The sequence below is a fragment of the Micromonospora sp. NBRC 110037 genome, from assembly GCF_001652995.1.
GTDB classification, from domain to species: domain Bacteria; phylum Actinomycetota; class Actinomycetes; order Mycobacteriales; family Micromonosporaceae; genus Micromonospora; species Micromonospora chalcea.
This window is the reverse complement of sequence record NZ_BBVA01000002.1, coordinates 1,530,482-1,547,634: the sequence shown is the minus strand read 5'-3', so window position 1 is coordinate 1,547,634 and position 17,153 is coordinate 1,530,482. Positions and strand designations below refer to the sequence as shown.

The 17,153-nt window shown below is 72.9% G+C and carries 20 protein-coding genes; 10 read left to right on the top strand and 10 right to left on the bottom strand.

Annotated features, from left to right (window positions below):
- Positions 1 to 53 precede the first annotated feature (53 nt).
- Entirely contained in the window at positions 54 to 734 is a 681-nt protein-coding gene (locus A4R25_RS06010) for a TetR/AcrR family transcriptional regulator (RefSeq protein WP_064445910.1), read from the top strand.
- Here the strand turns inward: A4R25_RS06010 and A4R25_RS06005 are convergent.
- Entirely contained in the window at positions 709 to 1,164 is a 456-nt protein-coding gene (locus tag A4R25_RS06005; protein ID WP_064445909.1) for a hypothetical protein, read from the bottom strand. The genes A4R25_RS06010 and A4R25_RS06005 overlap by 26 nt on opposite strands.
- Entirely contained in the window at positions 1,164 to 1,640 is a 477-nt protein-coding gene (locus A4R25_RS06000; protein WP_064445908.1) for a hypothetical protein, read from the bottom strand. The genes A4R25_RS06005 and A4R25_RS06000 overlap by 1 nt, the downstream gene beginning before the upstream one ends.
- Positions 1,641 to 1,685: 45 nt before the next feature.
- Between A4R25_RS06000 and A4R25_RS05995 the strand changes: the two genes are divergently transcribed.
- A complete protein-coding gene (locus A4R25_RS05995) occupies positions 1,686 to 2,669 on the top strand; it encodes a YafY family protein (protein ID WP_064445907.1) in 984 nt (327 codons plus the stop codon).
- Here the strand turns inward: A4R25_RS05995 and A4R25_RS05990 are convergent, their stop codons facing one another.
- A complete protein-coding gene (locus tag A4R25_RS05990; RefSeq protein ID WP_064445906.1) occupies positions 2,670 to 4,145 on the bottom strand; it encodes a PLP-dependent aminotransferase family protein in 1,476 nt (491 codons plus the stop codon).
- Positions 4,146 to 4,173: 28 nt separating this feature from the next.
- Here A4R25_RS05990 and A4R25_RS05985 point away from each other — a divergent pair, with 28 nt between their 5' ends.
- Entirely contained in the window at positions 4,174 to 4,782 is a 609-nt protein-coding gene (locus tag A4R25_RS05985) for a LysE family translocator (RefSeq protein ID WP_064445905.1), read from the top strand.
- Between the two features lie 13 nt (positions 4,783 to 4,795).
- A complete protein-coding gene (locus A4R25_RS05980) occupies positions 4,796 to 5,503 on the top strand; it encodes a B3/4 domain-containing protein (protein WP_064445904.1) in 708 nt (235 codons plus the stop codon).
- Here A4R25_RS05980 and A4R25_RS05975 read toward each other — a convergent pair.
- From A4R25_RS05975 to A4R25_RS05950, 6 genes are all read right to left on the bottom strand, one after another.
- Complete coding sequence (locus A4R25_RS05975) at positions 5,441 to 5,671, bottom strand: hypothetical protein (protein WP_231915436.1); 231 nt, start codon at positions 5,669 to 5,671, stop codon at positions 5,441 to 5,443. The two genes, A4R25_RS05980 and A4R25_RS05975, sit on opposite strands and share 63 nt — an antisense overlap.
- Before the next feature lie 268 nt (positions 5,672 to 5,939).
- Positions 5,940 to 7,010, bottom strand: coding sequence for an ABC transporter ATP-binding protein (locus A4R25_RS05970; protein ID WP_064445902.1), 1,071 nt, complete (start codon positions 7,008 to 7,010; stop codon positions 5,940 to 5,942).
- On the bottom strand, positions 7,007 to 8,071 hold the full coding sequence (locus tag A4R25_RS05965; protein ID WP_064445901.1) for an ABC transporter ATP-binding protein: 1,065 nt from the start codon (positions 8,069 to 8,071) through the stop codon (positions 7,007 to 7,009). Before A4R25_RS05965 ends, A4R25_RS05970 begins: the two co-directional genes overlap by 4 nt.
- 16 nt (positions 8,072 to 8,087) lie before the next feature.
- Entirely contained in the window at positions 8,088 to 9,077 is a 990-nt protein-coding gene (locus A4R25_RS05960) for an ABC transporter permease (RefSeq protein ID WP_064445900.1), read from the bottom strand.
- A 63-nt stretch (positions 9,078 to 9,140) separates the two neighbouring features.
- Positions 9,141 to 10,886: an ABC transporter substrate-binding protein gene (locus A4R25_RS05955; RefSeq protein WP_064445899.1), complete on the bottom strand. Its 1,746-nt coding sequence runs from the start codon at positions 10,884 to 10,886 to the stop codon at positions 9,141 to 9,143.
- A gap of 59 nt (positions 10,887 to 10,945) precedes the next feature.
- Positions 10,946 to 11,977: an ABC transporter permease gene (locus A4R25_RS05950; protein WP_064445898.1), complete on the bottom strand. Its 1,032-nt coding sequence runs from the start codon at positions 11,975 to 11,977 to the stop codon at positions 10,946 to 10,948.
- A gap of 410 nt (positions 11,978 to 12,387) precedes the next feature.
- Here A4R25_RS05950 and A4R25_RS05945 point away from each other — a divergent pair, with 410 nt between their 5' ends.
- From A4R25_RS05945 to A4R25_RS05930, 4 genes are all read left to right on the top strand, one after another.
- Positions 12,388 to 12,780, top strand: a complete 393-nt coding sequence (locus A4R25_RS05945) for an SSI family serine proteinase inhibitor (protein WP_064445897.1) — start codon at positions 12,388 to 12,390, stop codon at positions 12,778 to 12,780.
- 124 nt (positions 12,781 to 12,904) lie between these two features.
- Positions 12,905 to 13,792: a pentapeptide repeat-containing protein gene (locus tag A4R25_RS05940; RefSeq protein ID WP_064445896.1), complete on the top strand. Its 888-nt coding sequence runs from the start codon at positions 12,905 to 12,907 to the stop codon at positions 13,790 to 13,792.
- Between the two features lie 189 nt (positions 13,793 to 13,981).
- Positions 13,982 to 14,236: a hypothetical protein gene (locus tag A4R25_RS05935; RefSeq protein ID WP_064445895.1), complete on the top strand. Its 255-nt coding sequence runs from the start codon at positions 13,982 to 13,984 to the stop codon at positions 14,234 to 14,236.
- 73 nt (positions 14,237 to 14,309) lie between these two features.
- Entirely contained in the window at positions 14,310 to 14,570 is a 261-nt protein-coding gene (locus A4R25_RS05930) for a hypothetical protein (RefSeq protein ID WP_043323893.1), read from the top strand.
- Here A4R25_RS05930 and rnhA read toward each other — a convergent pair.
- Complete coding sequence (gene rnhA, locus A4R25_RS05925) at positions 14,489 to 15,052, bottom strand: ribonuclease HI (protein ID WP_043323891.1); 564 nt, start codon at positions 15,050 to 15,052, stop codon at positions 14,489 to 14,491. The two genes, A4R25_RS05930 and rnhA, sit on opposite strands and share 82 nt — an antisense overlap.
- Positions 15,053 to 15,122: 70 nt before the next feature.
- Here rnhA and A4R25_RS05920 point away from each other — a divergent pair, with 70 nt between their 5' ends.
- Positions 15,123 to 15,911: a tyrosine-protein phosphatase gene (locus A4R25_RS05920; RefSeq protein WP_064445894.1), complete on the top strand. Its 789-nt coding sequence runs from the start codon at positions 15,123 to 15,125 to the stop codon at positions 15,909 to 15,911.
- A gap of 91 nt (positions 15,912 to 16,002) precedes the next feature.
- Entirely contained in the window at positions 16,003 to 17,118 is a 1,116-nt protein-coding gene (locus tag A4R25_RS05915) for a serine hydrolase (protein ID WP_197494851.1), read from the top strand.
- Positions 17,119 to 17,153 lie beyond the last annotated feature (35 nt).

The following is a 17,153-nucleotide window of genomic DNA, read 5'->3' as shown; positions in this document are numbered from 1 at the left end:
CACCATGTCGAGCTTAATCGACAGGGTGTTGAGCGGGTGTAGCATCAGCCGACATGACCACCGCCCGTACGCCGGCCGGCGCCGCGCCCAGCCGCGGGCGGCGGGCCGGCCGCTCCGCCGGCGACGAGCGGGAGACCGCGATCCTGGCCACCGCCGAGCGGCTGCTGCGGCAGCGCGCGTTCGGGGACATCTCCATCGACGACCTGGCGCGCGGCGCGGGCATCTCCCGTCCCACGTTCTACTTCTACTTCCCGTCCAAGGACGCGGTGCTGCTCACGCTGCTGGACCGGGTCACCGAGGAGGCCGACGCGGCGGCCGGCGGCGTGTTCGACCGGCTCGCCGAGGACCCGCGCGCCCACTGGCGGGAGCTGATCGCCCGGTTCCACGCCACGTTCGGCGGGCACCGGGACGTGGTGCTCGCCTGCGCCCAGGTACGCGGCACCAACGCCGAGGTGCGGCGGCTCTGGGCCGAGGTGCTGGAACGCTGGGTCCGCGCGGTGCAGGCCGCGATCGAGACCGAACGCGCACGCGGCGCGGCCCCGGACGGGCTGCCCGCCCGGGACCTCTCGATCGCGCTGAACTCGATGAACGAACGGGTCTGGTACGCCACGTTCGCCGGGGACGGCCCGGCGGTGGCCGAGCGGGACGTGGTCGACGTGCTGCTCGACGTCTGGCTGACCGCGATCTACCGGACCACCACCCCGCCGGTCATGCCGTCCGCCGGAACTCCATGATCCAGTTGGTCTCCCAGGTGCGCTCCCCGTCGGTGGAGAACGCCTGCTCCCAGCGGCAGGAGACCGGGGTGATCGCCGACCAGAGGAACCGGCAGCGCACCGGGCGGCCCTCGTCGGTGTCGTCGGCGTGGAACTCACCGACACCGCCGGTGAACCGGCCCACCACCGGCGGCTGCTCCAGCACGCCCCGCGCGCTGTGCATCCAGTAGATCGACCACAGCCCGGTCGCCGGGTTCAGGACGCGTACCGACGAGCCGGAGAAGCCCCGGCCGGGGCAGCGCATCTCGTCGAAGCTGCCCGCGCCGTCGAAGAACGAGCGGGCCTCGCTGACACCGGCGAACTCGTCCCAGTCGTCGCTGCCGACATGGCGCTGCCGCAGGCGCCGGTTGGTCACGTCCCAGGTGCCGACGAGGAAGTCGAAGTCGCCCATCAGAATCCCACCGGCCCCTCGGCCCGGGCGTCGGCCAGGTAGCCGGCCAGGTCCGGTCGGTCCGGCGCGAGCACGTGCCGGATCCAGGCGGCGCGTTCGTGTTCCAGCACACCCAGCTCCCAGACGCAGCCCACCCCGGGACGCTCCAGGTCCACGAAGCGCGCCGGATCGTCGTCCGGGCAGTCGAGCGCGGGCTGCCCGGCGATCGCGATGCGGCACTCGACCACGTTGTCGAAGAACCAGGTGTACGCCAGCAGGTACGCGCCGCTGTCCGCGCCCCGGTGCAGCACCACCCAGCTCGCCGGCGGGGTGCCGCCGTCGGGACCGGGCAGCAGCTTGGGAAGGTACGCGTACGCGGCCTCGACCACACGTGGTTCGAGGCGACGGTCCGGCTGGTCGATGTGGTAGCGCTTGACGTGCCGGCCGGCGACCTCGATCGTCCCCGGCACCGTCAGCTCCTTGTCGTGGAAAGCCATGATCGGGACGGTAGGGGCGGTCCCCTGACAGCTAGTGTCAGCGGAATGCGGGCCAGTCGACTCCTGTCCATCCTGCTGCTCCTGCAGGCGCACGGCCGGCTCACCGCCGCCGACCTGGCCACCCGCCTCGAGGTGTCGGTACGCACCATCTACCGGGACGTCGAGGCGCTGCACACCGTCGGCATCCCGCTGTACGGTGAGGCCGGACACGACGGCGGCTACCGGCTCGTGGAGGGCTGGCGAACCCGGCTGACCGGGCTGACCGCCGAGGAGGCAGACCGGCTGCTCTTCGCCGGGCTGCCCGGACCGGCCGCCGAACTGGGCTACCAGTCGGTCGTCACCGCCGTACAGCTCAAGCTGCGGGCCGCGCTGCCAGCGCCGCTGGCCGACCGGGCCGCCCGGCTGGAACAGCGGTTCCACCTGGACACGCCGGGCTGGTACTCCGACGGCGACCCGTCGCCGTACCTCGCCGAGGCGGCCGAGGCGGTGTGGCGGGAGCACCGGATCCGGGTGCGCTACCGGGGCTGGCGCGGCGAGACGATCCGGGTGCTCGAACCGTACGGGCTGGTGCTCAAGGGCGGGCGCTGGTATCTCGTGGCCGCCCGCCCGGACCGCGCCGGACCGGCCACCTACCGGGTCAACCAGATCCTCGACCTGGCCCCGCTGGACGAGACGTTCGAGCGGCCCGAGTTCGACCTGCCGGCCTGGTGGCGCGCCCACGTGGTGGCGTTCCGGGCCGGGCTGCACCGCGACGAGGCGCACATCCGGCTGTCGCCGCGCGGGTTCGCCCGGCTGCGCGAGATCGGCAGCGACGTGGTGGTCGCCGCCGCCGAGGCGAGCGCCGGCCCGCCCGACGACAGCGGCTGGGTGCGCGCGGTCATCCCGATCGAGTCGCTCACCCACGCCCACGGCGACCTGCTGCGGCTCGGCGCCGACGTGGAGGTCCTGTCCCCGGAAGAGCTGCGCGCCCGCCTGGCCGAAACCGCCACCGCCCTGGCCGCCCTCTACCCCCCACCTCTCCCTCGTTGATCAAGGAAGGGCGTGGAGGGCATCGGCGACTGTGGACAGGGCTCGGTCGATCTCCGACGGCGGGGTCGCCGCGTACCCGAGGACCAGGCCCGGCGGCTGCGGACGCTGGCCGTGCCAGGACAGCGGGTGGACCTTGACGCCCCGGCGCAGCGCCTCCGCCGCGAGCGCCAGGTCGTCCACGTCGCCGGGCAGCGTGACCGTCAGGTGCAGCCCGGCGGCGGCGCCGTGCACCACCGCCCCCGGCAGGTACGCGCGGACCGCCCGGATCATCGCGTCGCGGCGGCGTACGTGCCGGTGGCGCAGCAGCCGCAGGTGCCGCTCCAGCGCGCCCGACTCCATCAGCTCGGCCAGCACGAGCTGCGGCAGCGCCGCGTTGCCCAGATCCGCCGTCCGCTTCGCGTCCACCACGTCGGCGTGCAGCGACGGCGGCACCAGCGTCCACCCGATCCGCAGGGCCGGGGCGAGCAGCTTGGAGATGCTGCCGGTGTAGCAGACCCGGTCGGGGGCCATGCCGCGCAGCGCCGGCACGGGCGGGCGGTCGTAGCGGTGCTCGGCGTCGTAGTCGTCCTCCAGCACCAGGCCGCCGTCGCGCGCCCACCTCAGCAGCCGGCGACGCCGCTCACCGTCGAGCACCACCCCGGTCGGGAACTGGTGCGCCGGGGTGAGCAGCACGGCCGGCGCGCCGGACCGCTCCAGCTCGTCGACGCGCAGGCCCCTGTCGTCCACCGGCACCGGCGGCGTCGCCATCCCCGCGTACGTGAGGTGCTGCCGCACGCCGAGCGAGCCGGGGTCCTCCACCGCGACGGTGCGCGTACCCCGCTCGTGCAGCACCCGCGCGAGCAGGCCGAGCGCCTGGGACACCCCGGCCACTACCACCACCTCGGCCGGGTCGGCGCGGATGCCCCGGTTGCGGGCCAGCCAGTTCGCGACGGCCCGCCGCAGCGCGGGCGTGCCGGTCGGGTCGCCGTAGCCGAGCGCGGCGGGCGTGGCCCGGTGCAGCACGGCCCGCTCGGCCCGCAGCCAGGCCGCGCGGGGAAATGCCGCCAGATCGGGTACGCCGGGCGTCAGGTCCACCCGCGCGGGGGCGGCGCGCAGCGCCTCGAAGACGTCGAGGCCGGGCCGGCCGGTGAACACCTCCGGTGCTCTCCTCGGCTCGGGTGGCCGGGCGCGCACGGCGGCCGGGGTGGCCACCACGACGGTGCCGGCCCGGCCGCGCCCGGCGACCTGGCCGTCCTCGCCCAGCCGCTGGTACGCCTCGGTCACCACGCCGCGCGAGACGCCCAGCTCGGCGGCGAGCACCCGGCTGGGTGGCAGGCGGGTACCTACTGGCGCGCGGCCGTCGGCGATCGCCGAGCGCAGCCGGGCGGCCAGCCAGTCGGCGCGGCCGCCGGGCGGGGCCTCGCCCACATCGAGCTGGAGGAAGTCCGCGCCGACCGATTTGGACCTCTCGGAAACGACGGCTTTGGCCCTGTCCACCGGACCATTATGGCCAGAGGCTGGACGGGTGACCATCGCCTTCCTGCTGACCGCACTCGTCGTCGCCGTCACTCCGGGCACCGGGGTGACGCACACGCTCGCCACCGCCGTGACCGCGGGACGCCGCGCCGGGCTGGCCGCCGCGGCCGGTGCCACGCTCAGCCTCGTCCCGCACGTGATCGCCGCGGTGACCGGCCTGGCCGCGTTGCTGCGCGCCGGCACGCCGGCGTTCCGGGTGGTGACCTGGCTGGGCGTGGCGTACCTGCTCTGGATGGCCTGGTCGGCGTGGTGCGACCGGGGCGCGTTCACCGTCGACGCGGACCGGCCGCCGCGCCCGGCGTCGGCGGTGTTCCGCGACGGGGTGTTGCTGAACCTGCTGAACCCGAAGGTGACGGTGTTCTTCGTGGCGTTCCTGCCGCAGTTCGTACCCCCGGGCACGCCCGCCGCCCCCGTCCGCATGCTCGCCTGCGGCCTGGTGTTCATGCTGGTCACGCTGCTGGTGTTCGCCGGGTACGCGGTGCTCGCCGGCGCGTTGCGCCGCCGCGTGCTGGCCCGGCCCCGGCTGAGGGCGCTGCTGCGGCACGCCGTGGCCGGCAGCTTCCTCGCCCTGGGCCTCGGCCTCGCGTTCACCGCCTAGAAGGAGTTCATCAGTGCGTTTCCGGCACTCCCCCGAGATCTGGTCTTCCTTCCCCGAGCTGACCTGCGGCGTCCTGCACGCCACCGGGATCACGCCCGACCCCGACGTCACGCCGCGCCTCGCCGGTCACCTCGACGTCGCCCGGGACCGGCTCGCCGCCGCACCCGAGGGCGGCTTCCCGGAGATCCAGGCGTGGCGGCGCGCGTTCACCCGGATGGGCTGCCCGCCGACGCGCTACCGCTGCGCGGCCGAGTCGCTGCTGCGCCGGCTGCGCCGCGACGGCGACCTGCCCCGGCTGCACCCGCTGGTGGACCTCGGCAACGCGCTCTCCGTCGGGTACGCGGTCCCGGTCGCCGTGCTCGACCTGGCCGGGATCGACGGCGACCTGACCGTGCGCCCGGCCGACGGCACCGAGTCGTATCTCGGCCTCGGTGGGGAGTCCGAGCAGCCCGCGCCCGGCGAGGTGATCTTCGCCGACGAGGGCGGGCACGCGCACGCCCGGCGCTGGTGCCACCGGCAGAGCGGCGCCTCGGCGGTACGTGCCGCCACCGTCGAGGTCCTCGTGGTCATCGAGGCGATGCACGCCGGGGCGGCGCCGACCGTACGCCGGATGCTGGACGAGCTGGCGGCGGCGCTGGCCGAGCAGTGGCGCGTGCCGTCACGGACGGCGTTGCTCACCTCGCAGGCCCCGGAGTTCGCCGTGCCCGTCCGGACCGTCTGACGCCGGCTCGGACGGCTCGCCGTGCAGCTCGCGCAGGGCGTCGGCGAGCCGGTCGTCGGCGGTGCCCCACCACTGCCGGGCCAGCTCGACAGTGCGGCCGAGCGAGTCGTCGCCCGCCCGCTCGGCGTGCAGCTCGGCGCTCATCATGCGCAGGAAGCGAACGGTCACGGCATCGGACTCATCGGCTATCACGTCCGTACCCTAGCCACCGCCTCCGACGAAACCGGCGGCCGAGTCGGGGTCGTCCGCCCGGTTGAGGTCGCCGCGTGCGGGTAGTGCGCGGTCATGCCCCAGCGATACGGGGCACTACGACCGGGTCGCGATCGTCACCGGCGCGGACTCCGGCATCGGCGGCCGGGGGCGACCGCGCCCGGCTCAGGGCACAGTCAGGCTTGATTCCTGCTCAGGGCAGGGTCGTCCCCGGCTCCGTCGTGGGTCAGGTGCGTTCGTTGCTGCCGGGTTCGCCGGTCGGCATGCCGACCGGTCCGCTCTCCGGGTAGTGGCAGGCGGTGAGCTGCCCGCCGTCGTCCCGGGTGGTCAGGGCGGGTTCTTCGGTGGCGCAGTGGTCGGTGGCTTTCCAGCAGCGGGTACGGAAGCGGCAGCCCGATGGCGGGTTCAACGGGGTGGGGACGTCGCCGGTGAGGCGGATCCGGCCGGCGGGCCCGAGCGTGGAGACGTCGGGGATCGCCGACAGCAGGGCTCGGGTGTAGGGGTGCTGGGGCCGGGTGTAGATGTCGTCGCGGTCGCCGATTTCGACGATCTTGCCGAGATACATGACGGCGACGCGGTGGCAGAAGTGGCGGATGACGGCGAGGTCGTGGGCGATGAACACGAACGCCAGGTCCAGGTCGCGTTGCAGGTCGCGCAGCAGGTTGATGACCTGCGCCTGAATGGACACGTCCAGCGCCGAGACCGGTTCGTCGGCGACGATCAGCTTGGGTTTCAACGCCAGGGCGCGGGCGATGCCGATGCGCTGGCGTTGCCCGCCGGAGAACTCGTGCGGGTACCTGTTGTAGTGCTCCGGGTTCAACCCGACCAGTTCCAGCAGCTCCTGCACCCGGCGTTTGATGCCGCCGGGTGGGGTGATCCGGTTGACCTGCAACGGCATGGCCACGATCCGCCCGACGGTGTGGCGGGGGTTCAGCGAGGCGTACGGGTCCTGGAAGATGATCTGCAGGTCCTGCCGCAGCGCACGCAACTCACGCCGCCCGCCGTGGGTGATGTCCCGCCCCGCGAACATGATGCTGCCCGAGGTGGGTTCCAGCAGCCGCACGAGCATCCGCCCGGTCGTGGTCTTCCCGCACCCCGACTCCCCGACCAGGCCGAGCGTCTCGCCGGGCCGCACGTCGAAGTCCAGCCCGTCGACAGCCCGCACCGCACCCCGCGCGCGCAGCCCCTGCCGCACCGGGAAGTGCTTGGTCAGCCCCCGCACCGACAGCAGCGGCTCGCCCGCGAGCCGGCCGGCGTCGCCCGCCACCGCCGCCTGCCCGTTCGTCACACCGTTCATCGAGCCACCCCCACCTGCGCGACCTCGTCCCCGTAGATCCGCTCCCGCGCGGCGACCGGCAGATGACACGCCACCAGATGACCCGACGCACCAGCAGGGCCCAACTCCGGGATCTCGGTGCGGGACCGGTCACCGTTCACGCCGGCCCACCGGCAGCGCGGATGGAACGCACACCCCGACGGCAGATTGATCAAGCTGGGTGGGTTGCCGGGGATCGGCACCAGGTCCGCGTCCGCGTCACCGTGCAACGACGGCACACTCGACAACAACCCCCACGTGTACGGATGCTGCGGCGCCCGCAACACCCGCTCCACACTCCCGTGCTCCACCGCCCGACCCGCGTACATCACCAACACGTCATCAGCCACCTGAGACACCACACCCAGGTCATGCGTGATCAGAATGATCGCCGACCGGAACTCCGCCTGCAGATCCGCAAGCAGGTCCAGGATCTGCGCCTGCACCGTCACATCCAACGCCGTCGTCGGCTCATCAGCGATCAACAGATCCGGGTCGTTCACCAGCGCCATCGCGATCATCGCCCGCTGCCGCATCCCACCCGAGAACTCGTGCGGAAACTGATCGAACCGCTTCGCCGGCTGCGGAATCCCCACCCGGCCCAGCATGTCCACCGCCCGCGCCCGGGCCTCCCGCCGCCCGGCCCTCGGATGATGCACCCGGTACGCCTCCGCGATCTGCCGACCCACCGAGTAGTACGGATGCAACGCCGACAACGGATCCTGAAAGATCATCGCCATGTCCCGGCCCCGCAACCGACGAATCTCCTCCTCACCCAGACCCACCAACTGACGACCACCGACCGAGATCTCCCCCGAAACGGTCGTCCGCTTCACGTTGTGCAGACCGAGGATCGCCAGCGACGTCACGCTCTTACCGGAACCCGATTCCCCCACGATCCCCAGCGTGCGGCCCCGCTCGACAGCGAACGACACCCCGTCCACGGCCCGCACCACACCGTCCTCGGTGTCGAACCGCACCCGCAGATCCGTGACCCGCAGGTACGGGTCCTCGCCGCGTCGCGGCGTCGGAAGCTCCACCATGTCCGTCTCCTCCTCCTCAGCCCAGCCGGACCCGTGGGTCGATCACCGCGTACAGCACGTCGACGACGATGTTGGCGACCACGATGAACACGGCCGCCAGCAGCACCGTCGCCATCACCACCGGCAGGTTGAGGAACTGCACCGCCTCCACTGTCGCCTTGCCGAGGCCCTGGAGGCCGAAGATGGTCTCGGTGATGAACGTGCCGCCGAGGCTGGTGCCGATGTCCAGCCCGGCGATAGTGACGATCGGCGTGATCGCCGCGCGCAGCGCGTGCCGGGTGTGCACCTGCCGCGCGGGCAGCCCTTTCGCCCGGGCGGTACGGATGAAGTCCTCCGACAGGGTCTCCAGCATTTGCGCCCGGGACAGCCGGGCGTACAGCGCCGAGTTGAGGAAACCCAGCGTCATCCAGGGCAGCAGCAGCCCGGCCGCCCACCGGGCCGGGCTCTCGGTCAGCGGCGTGTAGCTGGGGAACGGCAGCAGCCCGGTGGAGTAGACGAGCAGGTAGAGCAGGATCAGACCGAAGAAGTAGACCTGCATGGACGCGCCGGCCAGTGTGACGCCGATGGCGGCGCGGTCGAACGCCGTACCCCGGCGCAGCGCCGACACCATGCCCAGGGAGATGCCGAGGCCGAGCCAGAGCACGGCGCCGCCGAGGACGATGCTGAACGTCACCGGGGCGCGCTGCGCGACGATCTCGGTGACCGGCTGGTTGTTGCGGAACGAGTAACCCAGGCAGGGCGCCGGGCAGTCCTGCCGGAAGTCCCCCTCGCCGTAGGTACGGCCGGCGAAGACGCCGCCGACGAAGTCCGCGTACTGCCGGGGCAGCGGCTGGTCGATGCCGAGGCGGCGCTCGACCTGGGCGATGTCCTCGGCCGTGCAGTTCTTGCCGCACATCACCTTCGCCGGGCTGCTCGGCACCGCGAAGAAGAGACCGAATGTGACGAGGCTGATGACGACCAGGGTCAGGGCGGCGACGAGCAGCCGCCGGACGACGAAACGGAACACGGGAGCACCTCCCCCGGATGGGGCGCGGGGACGGCCGCCGTGGCAGCCGCCCCCGCGCGGCTGTCACTTCTTCACGTAGATGCCGTTGAGCGAGATGATCCCGAACGCGTCACTGAGGAAGGCGTTGCCGACCTTCGAGCCGTGCAGCTCGTAGGTGGCGTCGTAGTAGCAGGGCACCACCGGCGCGTACTTCTCCATGATCATGCGGTCGAGCGCCATCCAGCCGGCGTCCTGCTCCGCGGCGGGCAGGGCGCGGACCCGGTCGATCTCCGCGCCGACCGACGCCTCGTTGAGGTACGACAGGTTCTGGTTGCCCTCGGCCACGATCTCCCGTCCGTCGTAGACCGGCGGGATGACTGTGGAGCCGGTGGGCCAGTCCGAGCCCCAGCCGGTGAGGTACAGGTCGTAGGGGTTGTCCTTGCGGCCCACCTCGTCGTAGTAGCTGCTGTTGTCGATCGGCTTCATGACGATGTCGAACCCCATGTCGGTGAGGTTCTTGCGCAGCGCCTCGGCCTGCTGGGTACGCAGTTCCAGGCTGGAGTGGGCGAGCACCAGCTTCGGCCGCTTTCCGGCGAGCAACTCGGCGGTCTTCGCCTTGTCGCCGGTCACCGGGGCGTTGAACACGTCGTACGGCACGAACCCGGCGGTGGTGGGTGACATCAGCGTGGTCGCGGGTGTCCCGGCGGCCTGGCCGCCGAGGACCTTGAGCAGGGCGTCCTTGTCGACCGCGTAGTTCAGCGCGCGCCGTACGTTCAGGTCGGTGACCCGCTGGGTGTTGATGCTCAGCACCCAGTTGTACTGCGTCGGGCCGCGGACGACCCGGTCGGCGACGCCGGCGCCGGTGGTGCGGGGCAGCACCGACGGCGGCACGTCCGACCAGCTCAGCGCCGCCTGGTCGGCCGGTCCGTCGGCGACCAGCCGCTCGGCGATCTGGGCCTGCTCCAGGCCGAACGTCATCCGGACCGTGTCCGGGTACGCGTTGCGGAGCGGGTCGGTCGCCGGGTCCCAGTTCGGGTTGCGTTCCAGCTCCAGCGACACGTCGCGCTGGTAGGACTTCACCCGGTACGGGCCGGACGAGAACGGCCGCAGATCGTAGTTGGCGCGGGTGTCCTTGGCGGCGGGCACCGGCGCGCTGGTGGGCAGCGCCGCCGCGTACGGCATGTCGCAGTGCGGCTGCGGGAACGTGAACCGGATGGTCCGGTCGTCGGGGGTGGTGACGCCGTCGGGCACCGGCTTGCCGCCGTCGTACGGTCCCTTGTAGGTGGCGTTGTACGCCCCGCCCGGGTAGAGCCACTGCTGGATGTAGTGCGGGCCCTCGTTGAGGTTCGCCGCGAACGAGCGGGCGATGCCGTGGGCGACGTCCTTGCTGCTCACCGGCGTGCCGTCCTCGTAGCGCACGCCGTCGCGCAGCGTGAACTCCCAGACCTTGCAGTCGCCGTCGACGTCCTTGCCGGGGTTGGTGGCCAGGTCGCCGACGAGCAGCAGCTTGCCGGTGCCGTCCTCCTTGTAGCCGTTGAGCGGGCGGTAGAGCATCCCGCCGGCGACCTGCTGCACGTTGACGTAGTTGCGGGCCGGGTCGAGGTGTTCGAAGTCGGCCGGCTGCATGACGGTGAGGGTGCCGCCCCGGGACGCGCCGTCGACGGGCTTCGCCGGGCCCTGGTTGTCGGCGGCCTCGTACGAGATCGAGCCGCTCTGGGTCTTGGTCTTCTGGTCGTCGCCGCCGCTGTCGTCGGGCGTGGGGTTGCAGCCGGCGGCGGCCAGCGCCGCCGCGGCGAGGACACCTGTCAGTGTCCGGGTTCGTGCGCGCACGGTGTGCTCCCTTCGTGCCCGGCGGCCCCCGCCGGCCGGGCGTGTGATGGCCGTGGGGACTACCGGGTGGAGCGGGGATCCAGCGAGTCGCGCAGCGCGTCGCCGAGCAGGTTGAACGCCAGGACCAGCAGGAAGATCGTCAACCCGGGGAACAGGGTGTACCAGGGGTCGCTCGCGACGTAGCCGATGCTGTTGAAGATCATGCGGCCCAGGTCGGGCGTGGGTTCGGTGACGCCGATGTTGACGAACGCCAGCGCCGCCTCGATGGCGATGAACTGGGGCACCATCAGCGAGACGGTGACCAGGATCGGCGCCCAGATGTTCGGCAGCAGCTGCCGCAGCAGGATGTGCGCGGTGCCGGCACCGGCGGCCCGGGCCGCGTCGACGAACTCCCGCTCCCGCAGCGAGATCACCTGCCCGCGGACCAGCCGCGCGGTGTACGTCCAGCTGAACAGGCCGAAGGTGGCGACGATCAGCGCCACCCGGAACGCCGGCGACGGCGCCTCCCGGTCGGAGTAGAAGCGGTCCTGCAGGATCGGGATGACCGCGAGGGCGAAGATGAGGAACGGGAACGCCAGCGTGAGGTCGATCAGCCAGTTGACGAGACTGTCCAGCCAGCCTCTGGCCCATCCGGCCAGCACACCGACCGCGACGCCGATCCCGGAGGCCAGCAGCGCCGAGGTGAACGCGATGAACAGCGACGTTCGAAGACCGTAGACCAGTTGCATCAGGATGTCCCGGCCACTGCCCGGCTCAAGGCCCAGCCAATGATCTGAACTGATCCCGCCGGCATACCCGATCGGCATTCCGAAATCGTTCAAACGGTCGACGAACTTGTCGGTCGGGTCGATTCCGGTGAGCCGCCCCAGCAGCGGCGCGCCGAGCGCCACCACCGCGGCGACGAGGAGCGTCAGGGCGCTGGCCCGGGCCGTACGGTCCCGCTTGAGCCGCAGCCAGGCGAGCTGGTTCGGTGACCGGCCGACGAACTCCGCGGTCCGGCCGGCGGGCTCCGGGCCGGCCTGGATCTCCGGGACGGAAATGGTCGCGTCGGCGGCCGTGGTCCGGGGCGGCGGGTGTGAGAGATCGCTCATGAACAGTCCCTCCGACGGGGGCGGAAACGCCCTGCCACCCGACGATAAAGGGATACGGAGCATCGGAAAGAATCGTTACGGTAACGGCCGTTCCGGTTGTCATCCATTGACAACTATCCGGCGTACGGAATGCATCGGCGCAATAACGGGCCGATTTGGTTGTCAGCCTTTCAGGCAGGCGTCACGCATATTCGGAATGCGTTTACGCGAGGCGCGTAAGCGGTTGTCAGCCGTTCGGGCATTCCCGTACGCCGATGTCACACCGAACGTGCGACGCGGCCGACGGGTGTAACACTTCGTAACTCTTCGCGTTCACACCGTCCACCTAGGGTTCTCGGCGGCCCGGTTCGCACGACGGACCGGGCCACCCATCGGCCCCGCACCCCGGGGCCCCGACGGAAGGACCACCCATGCCCTTCGCCCGACGTACCGCCGCACTGGCCCTGGTCGCCGCGCTCGGCGCGCCGGCCTCCCCCGCCCACGCCGCGCCGCACCCCGGCCCGCAGACCCCCTCGGTGCTGCTGCTCACCGTCGACGACGGCGCCGGCGTACGCGCCACGGTGCTGACCTGCGGGCCGGCCGGCGGTCTGCACCCCGACCCGATCACCGCCTGCCGGCTGGTCGCCCGCGTCGACGGCGACCTGGACGCGCTCGACGTGGACGGCGCGCCGTGCACCTCCCAGTACGCCCCGGTCGTCGCCCGCGCCACAGGCTTCTGGCAGAACCGCCCGGTCTCCTACACGCGTACGTTCACCAACCCCTGCCTGATGCAGCGCACCACCGCCTCCCTCTTCACCTTCTGACCCTCCCCTCTGGTTCTGGTTGATCATGAGGTTGGCGGCGGTTGCCGTCCGTTTTGTCGCCGTCAACCTCATGATCGACGGGGTGGGTGGGGTGGGTGGGGTGGGGGTGGGGTGGGTGCGGAGAATGGTGCGGGTGGACGGGGGTGCTGTGGAGGCGCGCACGGTCGGTGGCGGGCGGGAGCTGCGGGCGGACTGTTCGCGCTGCGCCGGGGTCTGCTGCGTCGCGCCGGCGTTCACCGCGTCCGCCGACTTCGCCATCGACAAGCCCGCCGGACGGCCCTGCCCGAACCTGGGCGCCGACTTCCGCTGCGGCATCCACACCGAGCTGCGGCAACGCGGCTTCCCCGGATGCACCGTGTTCGACTGCTTCGGCGCCGGCCAGCACCTCACCCGGCACACGTTCGCCGGCCGCGACTGGCGCGCCGACCCGGCCACCGCAGCGCGGATGTTCGACACCTTCGCGGTGTTGCGGCCCCTGCACGAGTTGCTCTGGTATCTGACCGAGGCGGTACGCCTGACCCCGCCCGGCCCGCTGCGCGACGAGCTGAATGCCGCGCTGGACGAGACCGGCCGGCTCGCCGACGGCACCCCTGACGAGCTGCTCGCGCTCGACGTCGACGCGCACCGGGACCGGGCCAACCGGCTCCTGTCCCGCGCCGCCTCACAGGCCCGCGCCGGGAAGGCCGGCCCGGACCGCCGGGGCGCGACGCTGATCGCTGTGGACCTGCGCCGTACGCCGCTGGCCGGGGCGAACCTGCGCGGCGCCTGCCTGATCGGCGCGGACCTGCGGGGCGTACGGCTCGGCGCGGCCGACCTGACCGGCGCGGACCTGCGCGGGGCCGACCTGCGCGGCGCAGACCTGAGCGAGTGCCTGTTCACGCACCAGTCGCAGCTCGACGCCGCGCGCGGCGACCACCGCACGGTCCTGCCGCCGGGGCTGCGCCGCCCGGCCCACTGGTCCCTGACGCTGACCCCGGCCCGCCCCCGGCCACGCCCCCGCCGCCGCCGCTGACCCGCCCGGCCCACCGGTCCGGACACTGGGCGACGATCAAGGAGTTTGTGGCTGGTTCGGGGCCGGATCGGGACACAAACTCCTTGATCAACGGGGAGAAGGGGGGCCGGAGGGCGGAGGGGGCCGGGTTTGGTGGGGATGGGGTGGGGTAGGCGTCGCGGACGACTGTTGGTCGAGGGAGGGGCACCGGTGGGATATCGGGCACGCGACGGTGAGGAGCCGGTCGATCCGGCGCACGCCGAGGACGAGGCCGGGCAGGTGCCGCTGGTGCAGACGGCCGCGGACGCCGACGTGCCGGCGCCCGCGCCCGGCGTGCCGAAACCGGACGAGGTGACCGAGGACGACGGCTCCGGCATGGCGGGTGGCGCCTCCGGCAGCAGCTCGGGCGGCTCCTCGATGCCGACGCACCCGGACGCGGCCCGCGGACGGGACGCCGCCGGCTGAGCAGGCGCGAGCACCGGCCGGACACCAGGCCACCCGAACGTTTGCCGTCACCCGCTGCGGGCAGGAGTGCGACATGACCAGTGAAGAGTCCTTCGGCCGCGCGGCCGGCGACGAACCCGACGGCGTGACCGCGTACGAGGCGTCCCTGCGCCCGCCGGGCGAGTCCCTGCACACCACCGACGACACCGGTGACGACTTCGCCGACCTGCCCGCCGAGGACCGCCGGTCCGCGCGGGAGGTCAGCCGCGCCGGCTACGACGTCGACGCGGTCTCCGGAACCGGCGACCCGTCCGAGGAGCCGGAGGAGATCGAGGAGGGCCGGCCGCTGCGCTGACGCGTGCGCGGGGCGGCGGCCGTGCCGCTCCGCGCCTCGGTCATGCCCCGGTTCGCCAGCGCGTCGGCGCGTTCGTTCTCCGGGTGCCCGTTGTGGCCCTTCACCCACAGCCACGTCACGTCGTGCCGGGCACAGGCCGCCTCCAGCGCCTGCCACAGGTCGGCGTTCTTCACCGGCTGCTTCGCGGCGGTCAGCCAGCCGTTGCGCTTCCAGGCGTTCAGCCAGCCGGTGATGCCGTTGCGTACATAGGTGCTGTCGGTGTGCAGCCGTACCGTGACCGGGCGGGTCAGGCTCTCCAGCGCCCGGATCGCGGCGGTCAGCTCCATCCGGTTGTTGGTGGTCGGGGTGGCCTCGCCGCCGCACAGCTCCCGCTCGTGCCCGCCCCAGCGCAGCACCGCGCCCCACCCGCCGGGCCCGGGATTGCCGCTGCACGCGCCGTCGGTCCAGATCTCCACGACCCGGCCGGTCTCCGCCTCCGCCATGCCCGGCAACCTACCGGGTACGCGAGCACGCGGGACCACCCGACCCGCCGCGCGCGGCTAGCGTGCCGGTATGACCGCTCCCCCGGACTTCGCCACCCTCTGCAACTTCCGTGACCTCGGCGGCTGGCGGACCGGCGACGGCCGCACCGTCGCCCGGGGCCGCCTCTACCGCTCCGACTCGCTGGCCAAGCTCGCCGGTGACGACCTGCAGCAGTTCGCGGCGCTCGGCGTCCGCACCGTGATCGACCTGCGCTACCCGTGGGAGATCGCCGACCGCGGCCGGGCCCCGGAAAGCCTCGGCGTGACCTGGCACAACCTGAGCATCGAGCACCGGCCGTACGTGCAGGCCGACATCGATCCCGACGTGGACCCGTGGCGCTACCTGGCCGACCGGTACGCCGAGGTGGCCGAGGACGGCGTGGCCGAGCTGCGCCGGGCGGTCGAGGTGATCGCGGACGGCGAGCATCCGCTGGTGTTCCACTGCGCGTCCGGCAAGGACCGCACCGGCCTGCTCGCCGCGCTGGTGCTGTCCCTGCTGGGGGTGGACGACGACCAGATCGCCGCGGACTTCGCGCTCACCGAGCACGCCACCGACCGGCTGGTCGCCGAGTGGCGGGACCGCAACGGCGGCGCGACGCCGGGCTGGCCCGCGTACGGGCGGGCGCCGGCCGAGGTCATCCGGCTGGTGCTGGCCGACCTGCGGGCCGCACACGGTTCCGTGCACGGGTACGTGACCGGCCGGCTCGGTGTCGACGCGCAGACGATCGACGCGCTGCGCGCCCGGCTGCTCACCGGCGACACGGACCCGCTGCCGACCCAGGGCGCCACCGGCGCCACGCCGACGACACTCGCCCGCTGAGCGCCGCCGCCCGGCCGAGCACGCAGCGACGGAGAACCGGCGGCCGAAAAGCGAGCGACGGCGGCGCGGCGGTCTGGCACGCTGCGAGATCGTGGACACGCGGTGGGACGGCCTGCGGGCCGAGGTACGGGACACGATCGACGAGCTGGTCTCCTCCGGCCGGGAGGCCGGTGTGCAGGTGGCCGCGTACCTGGACGGGGTGGCGATCGTCTCCGAACACGCGGGGCTCGCCGACACCACCACCGGACGGCCGATGACCGCCGACACGCCCGTGCACGCGGTCTCCACCGGCAAGGGACTCACCGCCACCGTCGTGCACGTGCTCGCCGAGCGGGGACGGCTCGACTACGACCTGCCGCTCGCCGCGGTGTGGCCGGAGTTCGCCCGGCACGGCAAGGACGCCATCACGCTGCGGCACGTGCTCACCCACACCGCCGGCCTGCCCGCGCTGCCCGCCGACGTCACGCCGGAGGACTTCACCGACTGGACGCGCATGTGCGAGCTGCTGGCAGACGCGCGGCCGCTGTGGGAACCCGGCGAGCGGCTCGCGTACCACGCCTGGACGTGGGGGTGGCTGCTCGGCGAAGTGGTCCGGCGGGTCGCCGGCGCGCCGGTGTCGCGGGTGCTCGCCGACGAGGTGGCCGGGCCGCTCGGCGTGGACCGGGAACTGTTCCTCGCCGTACCGGAGGCGGACCTGGCCCGGCTGGCCCGGCTGGAGGACGCCGGCCTGTCCGCGCTGATGACCTGGGCCGGGGCGAACCTGCCGCACTTCGACGCGGTCGCCCCGCCAGCGGTACGCCCCGACACCGTCATCGGTTCCCGCCCCGACGTGCTGCGCGCCGACGTGCCGTCGGTCGGCACGATGAGCGCCCGCGCGGTGGCCCGGATGTACGCGGCGCTGCTCGGCCCGGTCGACGGGGTACGGCTGATCTCCGCCGCACGGATGCGGGAGGTGTCCGCCCCTGCGGTACGCGCCCAGGAGTGGGTGTTCGGCCAGGAGAGCACGTTCGGGCTCGGGTACGCGGTCGAGGACGACGGATCGTTCGGCACCGCCGGTAGCGGCGGCAGCCTCGCGTTCGCGTACCCGGATCTGGGGTTGACGGTGGCGGCGGTGCGCAACCGGCTCGGCGCGGGCGACGGCGACCCGATGGAGCAGCTGCGGGTGCTGGTGCGCGACCGCGTCGCCGAGGCGACCGGCCACCGGTAGCGCCGAGAAGGCAGACGCCGGCCACGACCCGGGCA

Bases quoted from the DNA above. Each gene is read 5' to 3' on its own strand.
- A4R25_RS05995 (WP_064445907.1), top strand. From the start codon at position 1,686: ATGCGGGCCAGTCGACTCCTGTCCATCCTGCTGCTCCTGCAGGCGCAC.
- A4R25_RS05930 (WP_043323893.1), top strand. From the start codon at position 14,310: ATGACCAGTGAAGAGTCCTTCGGCCGCGCGGCCGGCGACGAACCCGAC.
- A4R25_RS05920 (WP_064445894.1), top strand. From the start codon at position 15,123: ATGACCGCTCCCCCGGACTTCGCCACCCTCTGCAACTTCCGTGACCTC.
- A4R25_RS06010 (WP_064445910.1), top strand. From the start codon at position 54: ATGACCACCGCCCGTACGCCGGCCGGCGCCGCGCCCAGCCGCGGGCGG.
- A4R25_RS05970 (WP_064445902.1), bottom strand. From the start codon at position 7,010: ATGAACGGTGTGACGAACGGGCAGGCGGCGGTGGCGGGCGACGCCGGC.
- A4R25_RS06005 (WP_064445909.1), bottom strand. From the start codon at position 1,164: ATGGGCGACTTCGACTTCCTCGTCGGCACCTGGGACGTGACCAACCGG.
- A4R25_RS06000 (WP_064445908.1), bottom strand. From the start codon at position 1,640: ATGGCTTTCCACGACAAGGAGCTGACGGTGCCGGGGACGATCGAGGTC.
- A4R25_RS05950 (WP_064445898.1), bottom strand. From the start codon at position 11,977: ATGAGCGATCTCTCACACCCGCCGCCCCGGACCACGGCCGCCGACGCG.
- A4R25_RS05945 (WP_064445897.1), top strand. From the start codon at position 12,388: ATGCCCTTCGCCCGACGTACCGCCGCACTGGCCCTGGTCGCCGCGCTC.
- A4R25_RS05965 (WP_064445901.1), bottom strand. From the start codon at position 8,071: ATGGTGGAGCTTCCGACGCCGCGACGCGGCGAGGACCCGTACCTGCGG.
- A4R25_RS05940 (WP_064445896.1), top strand. From the start codon at position 12,905: ATGGTGCGGGTGGACGGGGGTGCTGTGGAGGCGCGCACGGTCGGTGGC.
- rnhA (WP_043323891.1), bottom strand. From the start codon at position 15,052: ATGGCGGAGGCGGAGACCGGCCGGGTCGTGGAGATCTGGACCGACGGC.